Annotated in this window: 13 protein-coding genes and 1 tRNA gene; 10 read left to right on the forward strand and 4 right to left on the reverse strand. The window is 61.1% G+C overall.

Annotated features, from left to right (window positions below; genetic code table 11):
* Positions 1–163: 163 nt before the first annotated feature.
* Positions 164–250 (reverse strand) — tRNA-Leu (locus KY379_RS12710).
* A gap of 273 nt (positions 251–523) precedes the next feature.
* Between KY379_RS12710 and rnr the strand changes: the two genes are divergently transcribed.
* The 8 genes from rnr to KY379_RS12750 all read left to right on the forward strand — a co-directional run bounded on the left by rnr (position 524) and on the right by KY379_RS12750 (position 10,110).
* Positions 524–3,103 carry a ribonuclease R gene (rnr, locus tag KY379_RS12715; protein ID WP_133324632.1) on the forward strand — a complete coding sequence of 860 codons (2,580 nt, stop codon included), beginning with the start codon at positions 524–526 and terminating at the stop codon, positions 3,101–3,103.
* The gene (gene rlmB, locus KY379_RS12720; RefSeq protein ID WP_133324630.1) at positions 3,100–3,846 is read left to right on the forward strand and encodes a 23S rRNA (guanosine(2251)-2'-O)-methyltransferase RlmB; all 747 of its coding nucleotides are present in this window, start codon (positions 3,100–3,102) and stop codon (positions 3,844–3,846) included. The genes rnr and rlmB overlap by 4 nt, the downstream gene beginning before the upstream one ends.
* 306 nt (positions 3,847–4,152) lie before the next feature.
* Positions 4,153–4,578 carry a 30S ribosomal protein S6 gene (gene rpsF / locus KY379_RS12725; RefSeq protein ID WP_003249557.1) on the forward strand — a complete coding sequence of 142 codons (426 nt, stop codon included), beginning with the start codon at positions 4,153–4,155 and terminating at the stop codon, positions 4,576–4,578.
* A gap of 28 nt (positions 4,579–4,606) precedes the next feature.
* Entirely contained in the window at positions 4,607–4,837 is a 231-nt protein-coding gene (gene rpsR / locus KY379_RS12730) for a 30S ribosomal protein S18 (RefSeq protein WP_003249563.1), read from the forward strand.
* 33 nt (positions 4,838–4,870) lie between these two features.
* Positions 4,871–5,734 (forward strand): hypothetical protein, encoded by an 864-nt coding sequence (locus KY379_RS12735; RefSeq protein WP_261238817.1) that lies wholly within the window; start codon positions 4,871–4,873, stop codon positions 5,732–5,734.
* Positions 5,735–5,754: 20 nt separating this feature from the next.
* On the forward strand, positions 5,755–6,201 hold the full coding sequence (rplI, locus tag KY379_RS12740) for a 50S ribosomal protein L9 (protein WP_012316464.1): 447 nt from the start codon (positions 5,755–5,757) through the stop codon (positions 6,199–6,201).
* Between the two features lie 112 nt (positions 6,202–6,313).
* Positions 6,314–7,711, forward strand: a complete 1,398-nt coding sequence (gene dnaB, locus KY379_RS12745; protein WP_133324626.1) for a replicative DNA helicase — start codon at positions 6,314–6,316, stop codon at positions 7,709–7,711.
* Between the two features lie 101 nt (positions 7,712–7,812).
* A complete protein-coding gene (locus tag KY379_RS12750) occupies positions 7,813–10,110 on the forward strand; it encodes a YgiQ family radical SAM protein (protein ID WP_133324624.1) in 2,298 nt (765 codons plus the stop codon).
* Positions 10,111–10,227: 117 nt separating this feature from the next.
* Here KY379_RS12750 and KY379_RS12755 read toward each other — a convergent pair whose 3' ends face one another.
* Positions 10,228–10,815 (reverse strand): TIGR00730 family Rossman fold protein, encoded by a 588-nt coding sequence (locus KY379_RS12755; RefSeq protein ID WP_261238819.1) that lies wholly within the window; start codon positions 10,813–10,815, stop codon positions 10,228–10,230.
* A gap of 350 nt (positions 10,816–11,165) precedes the next feature.
* On the opposite strand from KY379_RS12755, the gene azu reads away from it, so the two are divergent.
* Positions 11,166–11,615, forward strand: coding sequence for an azurin (gene azu, locus KY379_RS12760; RefSeq protein ID WP_133324620.1), 450 nt, complete (start codon positions 11,166–11,168; stop codon positions 11,613–11,615).
* 102 nt (positions 11,616–11,717) lie between these two features.
* Here the strand turns inward: azu and nadE are convergent, their stop codons facing one another.
* Positions 11,718–12,545: an ammonia-dependent NAD(+) synthetase gene (gene nadE / locus KY379_RS12765; RefSeq protein ID WP_133324618.1), complete on the reverse strand. Its 828-nt coding sequence runs from the start codon at positions 12,543–12,545 to the stop codon at positions 11,718–11,720.
* Between the two features lie 3 nt (positions 12,546–12,548).
* A complete protein-coding gene (pncB, locus tag KY379_RS12770) occupies positions 12,549–13,754 on the reverse strand; it encodes a nicotinate phosphoribosyltransferase (RefSeq protein WP_133324616.1) in 1,206 nt (401 codons plus the stop codon).
* Between the two features lie 467 nt (positions 13,755–14,221).
* Here pncB and KY379_RS12775 point away from each other — a divergent pair, with 467 nt between their 5' ends.
* Positions 14,222–15,358: a branched-chain amino acid ABC transporter substrate-binding protein gene (locus KY379_RS12775; RefSeq protein WP_133324614.1), complete on the forward strand. Its 1,137-nt coding sequence runs from the start codon at positions 14,222–14,224 to the stop codon at positions 15,356–15,358.
* Positions 15,359–15,360: the final 2 nt, after the last annotated feature.

A 15,360-nucleotide genomic window follows, 5' to 3' on the forward strand; every position in this document is an offset into this window, starting at 1 on the left:
AGAAGACTCGAACTTCCACGACCGTTAAGTCACTGATACCTGAAACCAGCGCGTCTACCAATTCCGCCACCTGGGCAAAGCTTTGCATCATCTGAAGAAGGCGACTATTGTTCGCTTCACTCAGTTGTAATAGATCCTTGGTCATCTATTACTTGAAAATCATTGGTGCCCAGGAGAAGACTCGAACTTCCACGACCGTTAAGTCACTGATACCTGAAACCAGCGCGTCTACCAATTCCGCCACCTGGGCACACATTTCGTCGAGGTCACATGATGCTTTACATCGCGCTTCATCTCAACTACAACGTCGGCTGTCCGTCGTTGTGGTGCGCACTATACGGACGCTCCTGAGGGCTGTAAAGCCCCCGATCAAAAAAAAATTCAAAAAATTCAACTCGTTGATTCCACAGGCCTATTGCCATTGTCTGGACCCTCCTCTGGGGCTGTCCAATGCGGAGATTTCCGGTTTCAATACGCCTATGCCAGAATTCATATCTATATACCCCAAGGTGAACCCCTTCTGATGGCCGATTGGCAATCCCTCGATCCCGAGGCCGCTCGCGAAGCGGAAAAATACGACAACCCTATCCCCAGCCGTGAGCTGATCCTGCAGCGCCTCGCCGACCGTGGCGAACCGGCCGCCCGCGAGGAGCTGGCGGCCGAATTCGGTCTTCACGACGAAGACCAGATCGAAGCCCTGCGTCGTCGGCTGCGCGCCATGGAGCGCGACGGCCAGCTTATCTATACCCGGCGCGGCACCTATGCCCCGGTAGACAAGCTCGACCTGATCTGTGGCCGTGTATCCGGCCATCGCGATGGCTTCGGCTTCCTCATCCCCGACGACGGCAGTGACGACCTTTTCCTCAGTCCCGCGCAGATGCGCCTGGTGTTCGACGGCGACCGGGCCTTGGCCCGGGTCTCCGGTGTCGATCGCCGTGGTCGCCGCGAAGGCGCGCTGGTGGAAGTGATCTCCCGCGCCCACGAAAGCGTGGTCGGCCGCTATTTCGAGGAAGGCGGCATCGGCTACGTCACTCCGGACAACCCCAAGATCCAGCAGGAAGTGCTGGTGACCGCCGGTCGTAACGGCGGCGCCAAGATCGGTCAATTCGTCGAGATCAAGATCACCCACTGGCCGACCCCGCGCTTCCAGCCGCAGGGTGATGTGGTCGAGGTGATCGGCAACTACATGGCTCCGGGCATGGAAATCGACGTGGCGCTGCGCAGCTACGACATCCCGCATGTCTGGCCCAAGGATGTGATCAAGGAAGCGCGCAAGTTCCGCTCCGAAGTCGAAGAGAAGGACAAGGAAAAGCGCGTCGACCTGCGCCATTTGCCGTTCGTCACCATCGACGGCGAGGATGCCCGCGACTTCGACGATGCGGTCTATTGCGAACCACTGGGCAAACTGCGGCTGTTCTCCGGCGGCTGGCGCCTGTACGTGGCCATCGCCGACGTTTCCAGCTATGTGCGCCTGGGCTCGGCCCTGGACGTCGAGGCCCAGCAACGCGGCAACTCGGTGTACTTCCCCGAGCGCGTGGTGCCGATGCTTCCCGAGGAGCTGTCCAACGGGCTGTGCTCGCTGAACCCCCACGTCGATCGCCTGGCCATGGTCTGCGAGATGACCATGAACAAAGCCGGCCAGATGGTCGACTACCAGTTCTACGAAGGCGTCATCCACTCGCACGCCCGTCTGACCTACAACAAGGTCAGCAGCATGCTGGAGCACTCGCGTACCCGCGAAGGCAAGGCGCTGCGCGAGGAGTACAAGGAGGTGCTGCCGGACCTCAAGAACCTGTACAACCTGTACAAGGTGCTCGTGGCGGCCCGTCATGCCCGTGGGGCCATCGATTTCGAGACCCAGGAAACCCGCATCATCTTCGGTGACCAGCGCAAGATCGCGGAAATACGCCCGACCGTGCGCAACGATGCCCACAAGCTGATCGAAGAGTGCATGCTGGCGGCCAACGTCGCCACGGCCGAGTTTCTGCAAAAGCACGGCGTTCCTTCGCTGTACCGTGTGCACGACGGCCCGCCGCCGGAGCGCCTGGAGAAACTGCGCGCGTTTCTCGGTGAGCTGGGTCTGACCCTGCACAAGGGCAAGGACCCGTCGCCGAAGGACTACCAGGCCCTGCTGGCGAGCATCGCCGGGCGCCCGGATTTCCACCTGATCCAGACCGTGATGCTGCGCTCGTTGAGCCAGGCGGTGTACAGCACCGACAACAACGGCCACTTCGGTCTGAACTACGAAGCGTACACCCACTTCACCTCGCCGATCCGTCGCTACCCGGACCTGCTGGTACACCGTGCCATTCGCAGCGTCATCCGCTCCAAGGTCGACACGCCACATGTCAAGCGTGCTGGCGCGATGAGCATTCCCAAGGCGCGTATCTACCCGTATGACGTGAACACCCTGGATCAGCTCGGCGAACAGTGCTCGATGACCGAACGCCGCGCCGACGAGGCCACCCGTGACGTGGTCAACTGGCTCAAGTGCGAGTTCATGAAGGATCGCGTCGGCGAGACCTTCCCTGGGGTGATCACTGCCGTCACCGGTTTTGGCCTGTTCGTCGAGCTCACCGACATCTACGTCGAGGGCCTGGTGCATGTCAGTGCCTTGCCGGGCGACTACTACCACTTCGATCCTGTGCATCACCGTCTGTCCGGTGAGCGCACTGGGCGCAGCTTCCGCTTGGGCGACACCATCGAGGTCAAGGTCATGCGCGTCGACCTCGATGAGCGCAAGATCGATTTCGAAGTGTCCGAGCAGCAGCTCGCCGCACCGATCGGTCGCAAGGGGCGTGGCACTGCGCCTGCCGCCGAGAAGGCCGATTTGGCGCCGGAAGCACCCGCCCGGGCCACGCCCAAACCGCGTAGCCGCAAGAGCGAGACCGCCGAGGCGTACTTCCCCAAGGACGCCGTGCAGCGCAATGCCGAGGTGCGCAAGAGCCGCGAGATGAAGAAAGCGCTGATGAGCGAGGCGCGCACCGGCGGCCATGCCAGCAGCAAGGCGGACAAAGGCGGCAAGTCGTCCGGCAAGTCGACCAAGCATCGTAAGGGGCCGTCGAAGTCCGGCGCGCCACGCAAGAGCAAGAACAAGTCATGAGTCAGCTGGAAAAGATCTACGGCGTGCACGCCGTGCAGGCGTTGCTGCAGCACCATCCCAAGCGGGTCAAGCAGATCTGGCTGTCGGAAGGTCGCAGCGAGCCGCGTGTCCAGGCGTTGCTGGCACTGGCCGCGGAGAACCGCGTGCCGGTCGGTCAGGCCGAGCGTCGGGAGCTGGATGCGTGGGTTGAAGGCGTGCACCAGGGTGTGGTCGCCGAGGTCAGCCCCAGCCAGGTGTGGGGCGAATTGATGCTCGAGGAGTTGCTCGAGCGCACGGAAACGCCACCCCTGATCCTGGTGCTGGACGGCGTCACCGATCCCCATAACCTCGGCGCCTGCCTGCGCACGGCGGATGCCGCCGGTGCCACGGCGGTGGTGGTGCCCAAGGACAAGTCGGCGACCCTGACGCCGGTGGTGCGCAAGGTGGCCTGCGGCGCAGCGGAAGTCATCCCGCTGGTGGCCGTGACCAACCTGGCGCGGACCCTGGAGAAGCTCCAGCAGCGTGGCCTGTGGGTGGTCGGTACCGCTGGCGAGGCCGAGCAGGAGATCTATCAACAGGACCTCACCGGGCCGCTGGTGATGATCATGGGTGCCGAAGGCAAGGGCATGCGCCGGTTGACCCGCGAGCATTGCGACTTTTTGGTGAAGTTGCCGATGGCCGGTAGCGTCAGCAGTCTGAACGTGTCGGTAGCGACCGGCGTCTGTCTGTTCGAGGCCGTGCGCCAGCGGCAGGCCAAGCGCTGATTTTTGTCTGTACCGGCCTCTTCGCGGGGCAAGCCCGCTCCCACAGGATCCCCGCAGGGGCTGAATTCAATACGATCCTGTAGGAGCGGGCTTGCCCCGCGAAGAGGCCGGTACAGGCTAAAGTGTTTCCGGCTGTTCAAATAATCACCACTCTCCTTGCTTGTCCGTCCCGCCTTCTCTACAATTGCGCCCCTTGCCGAGCTGGCAGGCGTGCATGCGCCTCCCCTCCATGGCAAGACATACAGTGTCATTCACTCCTTGTCTGACCAGATTCGCTGGCAGACTACTAACCCGTAAGGAGCATTCATGCGTCATTACGAAATCATCTTCCTGGTTCACCCGGACCAGAGCGAGCAAGTCGGCGGCATGGTTGAGCGTTACACCAAGCTGATCGAAGAAGATGGCGGCAAGATCCACCGCCTGGAAGACTGGGGCCGTCGTCAACTGGCCTACGCAATCAACAATGTTCACAAGGCTCACTACGTGATGCTGAACGTTGAGTGCACCGGCAAGGCCCTGGCTGAGCTGGAAGACAACTTCCGCTACAACGATGCCGTGATCCGTAACCTGGTCATCCGTCGCGACGAAGCCGTTACCGGTCAGTCCGAGATGCTCAAGGCCGAAGAGAACCGCAGCGAGCGCCGTGAGCGTCGTGAGCGTCCTGAGCATGCTGACTCCGCCGAAGGCGACGACAGCAATGACAGCGACTCCAGCGATAACGCTGACGAGTAATCCACGGACCTTTTGAGGAGCCTATTACATGGCACGTTTCTTCCGTCGTCGTAAATTCTGCCGCTTCACTGCTGAAGACGTGAAAGAGATCGACTTCAAAGATCTCAACACCCTGAAAGCTTACGTATCCGAAACCGGCAAAATCGTTCCAAGCCGTATCACCGGTACCAAAGCTCGTTATCAGCGTCAGCTGGCTACCGCTATCAAGCGCGCCCGCTTCCTGGCCCTGCTGCCCTACACCGACAGCCACGGCCGCTGAGACCGGGTCGTCGACAAGTAGTAAGGGATAAGCATGCGAGCGTTGGCTGATTTCATCATGCGCGGTCGTGTGCAGGCCACCCTGGTGGTGGTTGCAAGTGCGGTATTGCCGCTGCTGTTCTGGTTGAGTGCCGCTGCTGGGAGTCTCGTGCTCCTGCGGCGCGGGTTCAAGGACGCTTCAACGGTCATCGCCTGGGGGCTTCTGCCCGCGGTGGCCATTTGGGTCTTCGGCGACCCGAGCACCTTGCTGGTGTTCGTCGGTACGCTGGGACTGGCCGCCTTGTTGCGTGCCGGGCATTCCTGGAGCCGGGTGTTGTTGTCCAGTGTGTTGTTGGGGTTGGTCTACAGCCTCATCCTGGATGCGGTGCTGCGCGACACCTTCGAGGTGCTGGCCAAGGCGCTTGTAGAAGCCCTGCCGCAATTCGAAGGCAAGCCGGTGATTCCCGGTGAGCTGATCGGCCCCGTGCTGGTCGCTTCCACAGCGGTGATGTTGCAGTTGTTCAGCGTGCTGGCTCTGATGCTGGCGCGTTATTGGCAAGCTGCGTTGTACAACCCTGGAGGCTTCGGTCGCGAGTTCCGCACCCTGAAGTTGCCGCGAGTGGTCATGCTGGCCTTGGTTGCAGTGATGGTGTTGGGCCCGTTCATCGGTCCGCAGTTCATCGTCCTGGCTTCCGCGTCCAGTCTGGTGCTCGTACTGGCCGGTGTCGCTTTGATGCACGGTCTGGTGGCACAGGGGCGACTGGCCGGTTTCTGGCTGGTAGGTATGTACGTCACGCTGGTGCTGGTGATGCAGCTGATTTATCCGTTACTCGTGGTCCTGGCCATTGTCGACAGCCTGATTGATTTTCGCGGTCGCAAGTCCCCTGAGGGGAATGACTCCGCGAACGGTGAAGGTTAAAAGTTAAGAGGTTTTACCAAATGGAACTGATCCTGCTGGAAAAAGTCGCTAACCTGGGCAACCTGGGCGACAAAGTAAAAGTTAAGGCTGGTTACGGCCGTAACTTCCTGCTGCCATTCGGCAAGGCCACCGTTGCCAACGCCGCCAACCTGGCCGCGTTCGAAGAGCGTCGCGCCGAGCTGGAAAAAGCAGCTGCTGACCGTAAATCGTCGGCTGAAAGCCGCGCTGCCCAACTGGCCGAGCTGGAAGTGACCATCACTGCCACCGCTGGCGACGAAGGCAAGCTGTTCGGTTCGATCGGCACCCACGACATCGCTGACGCACTGACCGCCTCGGGCGTTGAAGTGGCCAAGGCTGAAGTTCGTCTGCCGAACGGCACCATCCGTCAGGTTGGCGAATACGACGTAGCCGTGCACCTGCACAGCGACGTTGAAGCCACCGTACGCGTGGTCGTCGTAGCTGCCTAAGCTGCGCTGATCGGCTGGCCGCTCGCGGCCAAGCCGGTTAACATCGGGCACGGTCCTGTTCTGACAGGCCGTGCCCTTTGTCTTTTTCATCCTCCAGAATTCTTTCGTGGCCATGAACGAGATCACCAACCCCGAACAACTCGACCTGCAGACCGCAGCCCTGAAGGTCCCGCCCCATTCCATCGAGGCCGAACAGGCTGTGCTCGGTGGCTTGATGCTGGACAACAACGCCTGGGAGCGCGTGCTGGATCAGGTGTCGGATGGCGATTTCTATCGACATGACCATCGCCTGATTTTCCGTGCCGTGCACAAGCTGGCCGACGCCAACCAACCGTTCGACGTCGTGACCCTGCACGAGCAGTTGGACAAGGAAGGCCTGTCGACCCAGGTCGGTGGGCTTGCGTACCTGGCCGAGCTGGCCAAGAACACCCCGTCGGTGGCCAACATCAAGGCCTACGCCGCGATCATTCGCGAACGTGCCACGCTGCGCCAGCTGATCAGCATCAGTACCGACATCGCCGACAACGCGTTCAACCCGCAGGGTCGCAACGCCGAGGAAATCCTCGATGATGCCGAACGGCAGATCTTCCAGATCGCCGAAGCGCGACCCAAGACTGGCGGCCCGGTGGGGGTCAACGAACTGTTGACCATGGCCATCGACCGCATCGATACACTGTTCAACTCCGACAGCGACATCACCGGCGTCTCCACCGGCTTCACCGACCTGGATGAGAAGACCAGCGGCCTGCAGCCTGCCGACCTGATCATCGTCGCCGGCCGTCCTTCGATGGGTAAGACCACCTTCGCCATGAACCTGGTGGAAAACGCCGTGCTGCGTACCGACAAGGCGGTGCTGGTGTTTTCCCTCGAGATGCCAGGCGAATCGCTGATCATGCGTATGCTGTCCTCCCTGGGCCGCATCGACCAGACCAAGGTGCGTTCCGGCCAACTGGACGACGACGATTGGCCGCGCCTGACCTCGGCGGTCAACCTGCTCAATGACCGCAAGCTGTTCATCGACGATACCGCCGGTATCAGCCCTTCGGAAATGCGCGCGCGTACCCGTCGTCTGGCCCGCGAGCACGGCGAAATCGCCATGATCATGGTGGACTACCTGCAGCTGATGCAGATCCCGGGCTCTGCTGGTGACAATCGGACCAACGAGATTTCCGAGATCTCCCGCTCGCTCAAGGCCCTGGCCAAGGAATTCAACTGCCCGGTCATCGCTCTGTCCCAGCTCAACCGCTCCCTGGAGCAGCGTCCCAACAAGCGCCCGGTGAACTCCGACTTGCGTGAATCGGGTGCGATCGAGCAGGACGCCGACGTGATCATGTTCGTGTACCGGGACGAGGTGTATCACCCCGAGACCGAGCACAAGGGCGTGGCGGAAATCATCATCGGCAAGCAGCGTAACGGCCCCATTGGTTTCGTACGCCTGGCGTTTATCGGCAAGTACACCCGCTTCGAGAACCTCGCGCCGGGCATGTACAACTTCGACGACGACGAATAACCCCTGGCCCCATGAATCCGACAACCATCGTCGGATTTGGTCAAAATTTGTGCTATATTCCGCGCCCGCGATTTCCCTGCACACCAGAACCGGTCACTGACATGCAAGCAGCCAAACCTCTCTACGACTATCCCAAGTACTGGGCCGAATGCTTCGGACCAGCACCTTTCCTGCCGATGAGCAGGGAGGAGATGGATCTGCTCGGCTGGGATTCCTGCGACATCATCATCGTGACCGGTGACGCCTACGTCGACCATCCGTCGTTCGGCATGGCCATCATCGGCCGCCTGCTGGAAGCCCAGGGCTTTCGCGTAGGCATCATCGCCCAGCCGAACTGGCAGTCGAAGGACGACTTCATGAAGCTCGGCGAGCCGAACCTGTTCTTCGGTGTCGCGGCGGGCAACATGGACTCGATGATCAACCGTTACACGGCGGACAAGAAGGTTCGTTCCGACGACGCCTACACCCCCGGTGGCCTGGCCGGTGCGCGGCCGGATCGGGCCAGCCTGGTGTACAGCCAGCGCTGCAAGGAAGCCTACAAGCATGTGCCGATCGTGCTTGGCGGCATCGAGGCCTCGCTGCGCCGTATCGCCCACTATGACTATTGGCAGGACAAGGTCCGCCATTCGATCCTGATCGATGCCAGTGCCGACATCCTGCTGTTCGGCAACGCCGAGCGTGCGGTGGTCGAGGTCGCCCAGCGCCTGTCCAATGGCGAGAGGATCGAGACCATCACCGATGTGCGCGGTACCGCCTTCGTGCGTCGTGACACCCCGCAAGGCTGGTATGAGATCGACTCCACGCGGATCGACCGCCCGGGCCGGGTCGACAAGATCATCAACCCTTACGTCAACACCCAGGATACCCAGGCCTGCGCCATCGAGCAGGCCAAGGGCGAGGTGGAAGATCCAAACGAAGCCAAGGTCGTGCAGATTCTCGACAGCCCGGCCGTGACCCGGGAAAAGTCAGTGATCCGCCTGCCGTCGTTCGAAAAGGTCCGCAACGACCCGGTGCTCTATGCCCATGCCAACCGTGTGCTGCACCTGGAAACCAACCCAGGTAACGCCCGTGCCCTGGTGCAGAAGCATGGTGAGGTGGATGTGTGGTTCAACCCACCACCCATTCCCATGAGCACCGAGGAAATGGACTACGTGTTCGGCATGCCCTACGCCCGTGTGCCGCACCCGGCCTATGGCAAGCAGCGCATCCCGGCCTACGAGATGATCCGCTTCTCGGTCAACATCATGCGTGGCTGCTTCGGCGGCTGCACCTTCTGCTCGATCACCGAGCACGAAGGCCGCATCATCCAGAACCGCTCCCACGAGTCGATCCTGCACGAGATCGAGGAAATGCGTGACAAGGTGCCAGGCTTCACCGGCGTGGTCTCGGACCTCGGCGGGCCGACTGCCAACATGTACCGCATCGCCTGCAAGAGCCCCGACATCGAGAAGCACTGCCGCAAGCCGTCGTGCGTGTTCCCGGGCATCTGCGAGAACCTCAACACCGACCACAGCTCGCTGATCGAGTTGTACCGCAAGGCCCGTGCCCTGCCAGGTGTGAAGAAGATCCTGATCGCCTCGGGCCTGCGCTACGACCTGGCGGTGGAGTCCCCGGAATACGTCAAGGAACTGGTCACCCACCACGTCGGTGGTTACCTCAAGATCGCCCCGGAGCACACCGAGCGTGGCCCTCTGGACAAGATGATGAAGCCGGGCATCGGCACCTACGACCGCTTCAAGCGCATGTTCGAGAAGTTCTCGAAAGAGGCGGGCAAGGAACAGTACCTGATCCCGTACTTCATCGCCGCCCACCCAGGCACCACCGACGAAGACATGATGAACCTGGCCCTATGGCTCAAGGGCAACGGTTTCCGCGCCGATCAGGTGCAGGCCTTCTACCCGTCGCCGATGGCCTCGGCGACCGCCATGTACCACTCGGGCAAGAACCCGCTGCGCAAGGTGACCTACAAGAGCGAAGGGGTGGAGATCGTCAAGAGCGAGGAGCAGCGTCGCTTGCACAAGGCATTCCTGCGCTATCACGATCCGAAGGGCTGGCCGATGCTGCGTGAAGCATTGCAGCGCATGGGGCGTGCCGACCTGATCGGGCCGGGCAAACACCAGCTGATTCCGCTGCACCAACCGCAGACCGATAGCTACCAGAGTGCCCGCCGCAAGAACTCGACCCCGGCAGGTAGCCACAAGGTGGGCAAGGATCAGAAGATCCTGACCCAGCACACTGGGTTGCCGCCGCGTGCCAGTGATGGCAGCAAACCGTGGGACAAGCGCGAGAAAGCCAAGGCCGAGGCGTTTGCGCGCAATCAGCAGGCAGCCAAGGAGCGCAAGGAGGCGGCCAAGGGTGGCAAGGGCCGCAAGCCGCGCCAGCCGGTGATTCCGCGCTGATCTTACCAGCAGCCTGGAAAACCTGTAGGAGCGGGCTTGTCCCGCGAATGCGATGGTGAACTCACCGACGCATTCGCGGGCAAACCCGCTCCTACAGGGAGGGCGGCGTCCGACCGATCAATCAGGCTTCTTGTCGACCCACTTGGGCAGCACCGGCGCCTCGAACCGTTCCATCCCATCCAATAGCGTATCGGCCTGCTGCTCCAGCAACAGCATCGCCCGATGCTGCGGGCGCACGAAGCCTTCCTCGACGATATGGTCGAGGAAGCCGCCGAGCTTTTCATAGAAGCCATTCACATCCAGCAGCCCCAGCGGCTTGGCGTGATAGCCCAGCTGACCCCAGGTCCATACCTCGAACAGCTCCTCCAGCGTGCCCAGTCCGCCAGGCAGCGCAATGAAGGCATCGCTAAGTTCAGCCATGCGCGCCTTGCGTGCATGCATGCCATCGACGACTTCGAGGCGAGTCAGGCCCTTGTGACCGATTTCGGCGTTCATCAGACTCTGCGGGATGATTCCTATCACCTCGCCACCCGCAGCCATCGCTGCATCGGCCACAGTGCCCATCAGGCCCACCGCGCCGCCGCCATAGACCAGGGTCAGACCGCGCCGGGCAATGGCCTGGCCAAGCGCCACGGCGGCCTCTCGGTAGGCCGGGTTGGCGCCGATGCTGGCGCCACAGAAGACACAAACGGAACGTACAGGCATTGCTCATCTCCCTTCACACAGAGTGACAGGGTACGGCGCATGCCTCTCGCTTCCAAGGCAGGTGTCACTCCGGGCGGGAAAATTCGCAGATTGCACCCGTGGCGCCATGGGCGTACGCGGCAAGCATGATTTTCATGAAATGTATGTGGGACATTGGATTGCTCCTGAATGAGAGGTTGTCCCATCGTCCCGGAAAAGGGCATGATGTGCTCTTAGATTGGTTGTATACAATCCATTGAACAATTCTACTGATTGGCCGCTTGACACCCCCTTGATGCATATCAGCCAGGGGGCTCGCGTTTTCAGGCAGTCTTGCGATCGATAAAAAACCCCTGCCAAGGAGATTCATGATGTTTGCGAAAGCTGTAGCGGTATCCCTGCTGACCCTCGCCAGCGCCTCCGTCTTCGCAGCCGAGTGCTCGGTGACCGTCGACTCGACCGACCAGATGTCCTACACCAGCAAGGAGTTCACCGTCGACAAGAGCTGCAAGGAATTCACCGTAAAACTGACCCACTCCGGCAAACTGCCGAAAAACGTCATGGGCCATAACCTGGTGATCAGCAAGACCGCCGATATGCAGGCCATCGCCACCGAAGGCATGAGCCAGGGCCTGGACAAGGACTACCTCAAGGCTGACAACGCCGCGATCATCGCCCACACCAAGATGATCGGCGCGCCGGAAAAGGAAACCGAAGTGAAGTTCGATACTTCCAAGCTGGAAGCCGGTGGTGACTACAGCTTCTTCTGCACCTTCCCAGGCCACATCGCGATGATGAAGGGCAAGGTTGTAGTCAAGTAACGAAAGCTGGATCGGCTTTTCGGGCTCATTCGCGGGACAAGCCCGCTCCCACAGGTTCATTAATGAGAATCTTGTGGGAGCGGGCTTGTCCCGCGAAGCTTTTTACGGGGCGAACGGCAGTTCGCGTTTGTGCTGGGTTTTGCGGTAGGTGGCGACAATAATGTCGAACGCCTGCTGATCGACCGGCTGCCCATGCAGGAAGGCGTCGATCTGCGCGTAGGTGACGCCATGGGACGCTTCGTCCGGCTTGCCCGGCTCCAGGTCTTCGAGGTCCGCCGTCGGTACTTTCTCGACCAGCGCTTCAGGTGCGCCAAAGCTGCGCGCGATCGCTCGTACCTGGTTCTTCACCAAGCCGCTCAAAGGTGCCAGGTCGCATGCGCCATCACCGAACTTGGTGAAGAAGCCCATCACCGCCTCGGCAGCATGGTCGGTGCCGATCACCAGGCCTGCGCGGGCGCCGGCGATGGTGTATTGGGCGACCATGCGGGTACGCGCCTTGACGTTGCCGACGACGAAATCGACATGGGCCGGCGCAGCGTTCTCCAGTGCTTTCACCTCAGCCGCCAGGGCGCGCACGGCAGGGGCGATATCGACGGTATGCACCTCATCGGCCTTGATCACCGCCAGGCAGGCCTGGGCGTCATGCTCATCGTGCTGGACCTGGTAGGGCAGGCGCACGGCGATGAAGCGGTAATCCGGGTCGTTCTTTTCCGCGCGCAGCTCGTTGATGGCGCGTTGCGCAAGCAGGGCGGCAGTCAGTGAGTCGACGCCGCCGCTGATTCCCAGTACCAGGGTCTTGAGCCGGGCATTACCCAGGCAATCCTTGATGAATGCCACGCGCCGGGCAACTTCGGCCTCGAGCGCAGCGGCGTCGGCAAATGGCGGCTGCACCTTCAGCGCCTGGGCAATTTCCTGCTGAACCGCTTGCATGAGTTACTCCTTGCTGGGGACTTTGAAGACATGACGCATGTAGGCGACGAAGTTGGCGTCGCGACACTGGGTCTTGGCGGCCTCGTCGGAAATTTTTGCTACCGGCGAGCCGTTGCAATCGGTCATTTTAAGCACGATGTTCATCGGCGCGACCCCCGGAATGTCGCAGGTCAGGTTGGTGCCGATACCGAAACTGACGTTGATGCGGCCGCGCAGAGCACGGAAGATTTCCAGCGAGCGGGTCAAGTTCAGGCCATCGGAAAACACCAGCGTCTTGGTCATCGGGTCGATACCCAACTTCTCGTAGTGGGCGATGGCTTTCTCGCCCCAGGCCACGGGTTCGCCCGAGTCATGGCGCAGGCCATCGAACAGCTTGGCGAAGTACAGGTCGAAATCGCCGAGGAAGGCATCCATGGTGATGCAGTCGGTCAGGGCGATGCCGAGCAGGCCGCGGTACTCGCGAACCCAGCAGTCGAGCGCGGCGATCTGGCTGTCGATCAGGCGTGGGCCGAGCTGCTGGTGGGCCATGAACCACTCGTGGGCCATGGTGCCCAGTGGCTTGATATCCAGTTTCCATGCCAGATCGACATTGCTGGTGCCGACGAAGCGGGCCGGGAAGTCATCGCGCAGCACCCGCACCACGTCTTCTTGAACGCGGCTGGAAAAACGCCGGCGGGTGCCGAAGTCGGCCACCTGCAGCTCGGACAGTTCCTCTTCGCTGGCATGCGCGCGTAGCCAGTCGAACTTGCGGTAGAGCTGGTCGCGGGCTTCGGCCAGGCGCATACGTGGGTGCAATTGGCGGTTGCGGACTTCGCTGATGATCGCCAGCAGCGGCACCTCGAACAGGATCACATGCAGCCACGGGCCGCGCAGGCGCAGGCACAGCTGGTCGTTCTCGATGCCCAGGTGGACATAGCGCAGGTTGAAGCGGAACAGGCCGAGAAAACGCAGGAAATCCGGCTTGAGAAAACTGATGCGCTCGAGGAAGGCCAGTTGTCCCGGGTCCAGGGTCAGCTCGCCGAGTTGCTCGATCTGGGTGCGGATTTCTCCCAGGTAAGGCCGCAGGTCTTCACCGTTTCGGCAGCGGAACTCCCATTCCACATCGGCATCCGGATAATTGTGCAGCACGGCCTGCATCATCGTGAGCTTGTAGAAGTCGGTGTCGAGCAGGTTATGCACGATGCGCTCGGCGAATGCGCTCTCGCTCATGAGTGGCCTCCAAGGCGGCGAATGTCGGCCATTGTGCCAGTGTTTTGCGTCTTGTTGGGTCTATACCGGCCTTTTAACGGGCAATTTGGAACGTTGCGCAAGGGCCGGAAAGGACAAAACAGGTGTTTTTTTTGTGCACGGTCTAGCCTTGAAAAGGTGCTGCCTGTAGCAGTCGCGCACCAGGGGTGTGCACTTCGGTGACGTCTGTTGTTACAGGGCGGTTGCACGTTAACACTTGCTGGGGTTGCAATGATGGCACGTAAAGGTTGCTCCTTGTCTGTACGTTTGGTGGCGCCCGCCCCGTGGCAGACGGTTGCACGCTCAGTAAAGAAAAGGCCGTCGGTCGCTTCCCAGCATTCCCTTCAGTGTGTTTCTGCAAATAACAAAACCAATGGCACGGCCCTTGCTCGGAGCACAAGGCTGAGAAGTTGTAGTGCCAACCAAAAAAACTCTAGGAGCACCACCTCATGTCGCAGACGTTTTACAAGAAAGGTTTCCTGGCTCTGGCCGTAGCTACGGCACTGGGTGTTTCTTCGTATGTTCAGGCCGACGTCAAGATCGGTGTCGCGGGGCCCATGACCGGTGCCAACGCAGCGTTTGGTGAGCAGTACATGAAAGGTGCCCAGGCGGCGGCCGACAAGATCAACGCCGCCGGCGGCGTGAACGGCGAAAAGATCGTCTTGGTCAAAGGTGATGATGCCTGTGAGCCGAAGCAGGCCGTGGCCGTGGCCAACCGCCTGGTCGACCAGGACAAAGTCATCGGTGTGGTCGGACATTTCTGTTCCTCCAACACCATTCCGGCCTCCGAGGTATATGACGAAGCCGGCGTGATCGCCATCACCCCCGGCTCTACCAACCCGCAAGTCACCGAGCGCGGCCTGTCTGCGATGTTCCGCATGTGTGGTCGTGACGACCAGCAAGGCATCGTTGCAGGCGATTACATCGTCGATGTGCTCAAGGGCAAGAAGGTCGCGGTATTGCACGACAAGGACACCTACGGCCAGGGCCTGGCGGATGCGACCAAGGCGCAGTTGGAGAAACGCGGCGTCAAGCCGGTGCTGTACGAAGGCCTGACCCGTGGCGAGAAGGATTTCAGCGCCGTGGTCACCAAGATCCGTGCCGCCGGTGCCGACGTGGTCTACTTCGGTGGTCTGCACCCGGAAGCCGGCCCCTTGGTGCGACAACTGCGCGAGCAGGGCCTGAAGGACGTCAAGTTCATGTCCGATGATGGCATCGTCACCGATGAGTTGGTGGCCACTGCCGGTGGCGCCCAGTACGTGGACGGTGTGTACATGACCTTCGGCGCCGACCCGCGCCTGCTGCCGGACAGCAAAGCCGTGGTGGAAGAGTTCCGTAAAGCCGGTACTGAGCCTGAAGGCTACACCCTGTATGCCTACGCCTCTCTGCAAGCCCTGGCCGCGGCCTTCAACGGCGCCAAGTCGAACAATGGCGAGGACGCCGCCAAGTGGCTCAAGGCCAATCCGGTGCAGACCGTCATGGGCGAGAAGAAGTGGGATAGCAAGGGTGACCTGACCGTTTCCGACTACGTGGTCTATCAGTGGGACGCCCAAGGCAAGTACCACCAGCTGGAAAAACAAAAATAACA

This window comes from Pseudomonas sp. HD6422 (assembly GCF_025377065.1).
Lineage (GTDB): Bacteria > Pseudomonadota > Gammaproteobacteria > Pseudomonadales > Pseudomonadaceae > Aquipseudomonas > Aquipseudomonas putida_U.

Coding starts and splice junctions, on each gene's coding strand:
- rnr (WP_133324632.1), top strand. CDS start 524: ATGGCCGATTGGCAATCCCTCGATCCCGAGGCCGCTCGCGAAGCGGAA.
- rlmB (WP_133324630.1), top strand. CDS start 3,100: ATGAGTCAGCTGGAAAAGATCTACGGCGTGCACGCCGTGCAGGCGTTG.
- rpsF (WP_003249557.1), top strand. CDS start 4,153: ATGCGTCATTACGAAATCATCTTCCTGGTTCACCCGGACCAGAGCGAG.
- rpsR (WP_003249563.1), top strand. CDS start 4,607: ATGGCACGTTTCTTCCGTCGTCGTAAATTCTGCCGCTTCACTGCTGAA.
- KY379_RS12735 (WP_261238817.1), top strand. CDS start 4,871: ATGCGAGCGTTGGCTGATTTCATCATGCGCGGTCGTGTGCAGGCCACC.
- rplI (WP_012316464.1), top strand. CDS start 5,755: ATGGAACTGATCCTGCTGGAAAAAGTCGCTAACCTGGGCAACCTGGGC.
- dnaB (WP_133324626.1), top strand. CDS start 6,314: ATGAACGAGATCACCAACCCCGAACAACTCGACCTGCAGACCGCAGCC.
- KY379_RS12750 (WP_133324624.1), top strand. CDS start 7,813: ATGCAAGCAGCCAAACCTCTCTACGACTATCCCAAGTACTGGGCCGAA.
- KY379_RS12755 (WP_261238819.1), bottom strand. CDS start 10,815: ATGCCTGTACGTTCCGTTTGTGTCTTCTGTGGCGCCAGCATCGGCGCC.
- azu (WP_133324620.1), top strand. CDS start 11,166: ATGTTTGCGAAAGCTGTAGCGGTATCCCTGCTGACCCTCGCCAGCGCC.
- nadE (WP_133324618.1), bottom strand. CDS start 12,545: ATGCAAGCGGTTCAGCAGGAAATTGCCCAGGCGCTGAAGGTGCAGCCG.
- pncB (WP_133324616.1), bottom strand. CDS start 13,754: ATGAGCGAGAGCGCATTCGCCGAGCGCATCGTGCATAACCTGCTCGAC.
- KY379_RS12775 (WP_133324614.1), top strand. CDS start 14,222: ATGTCGCAGACGTTTTACAAGAAAGGTTTCCTGGCTCTGGCCGTAGCT.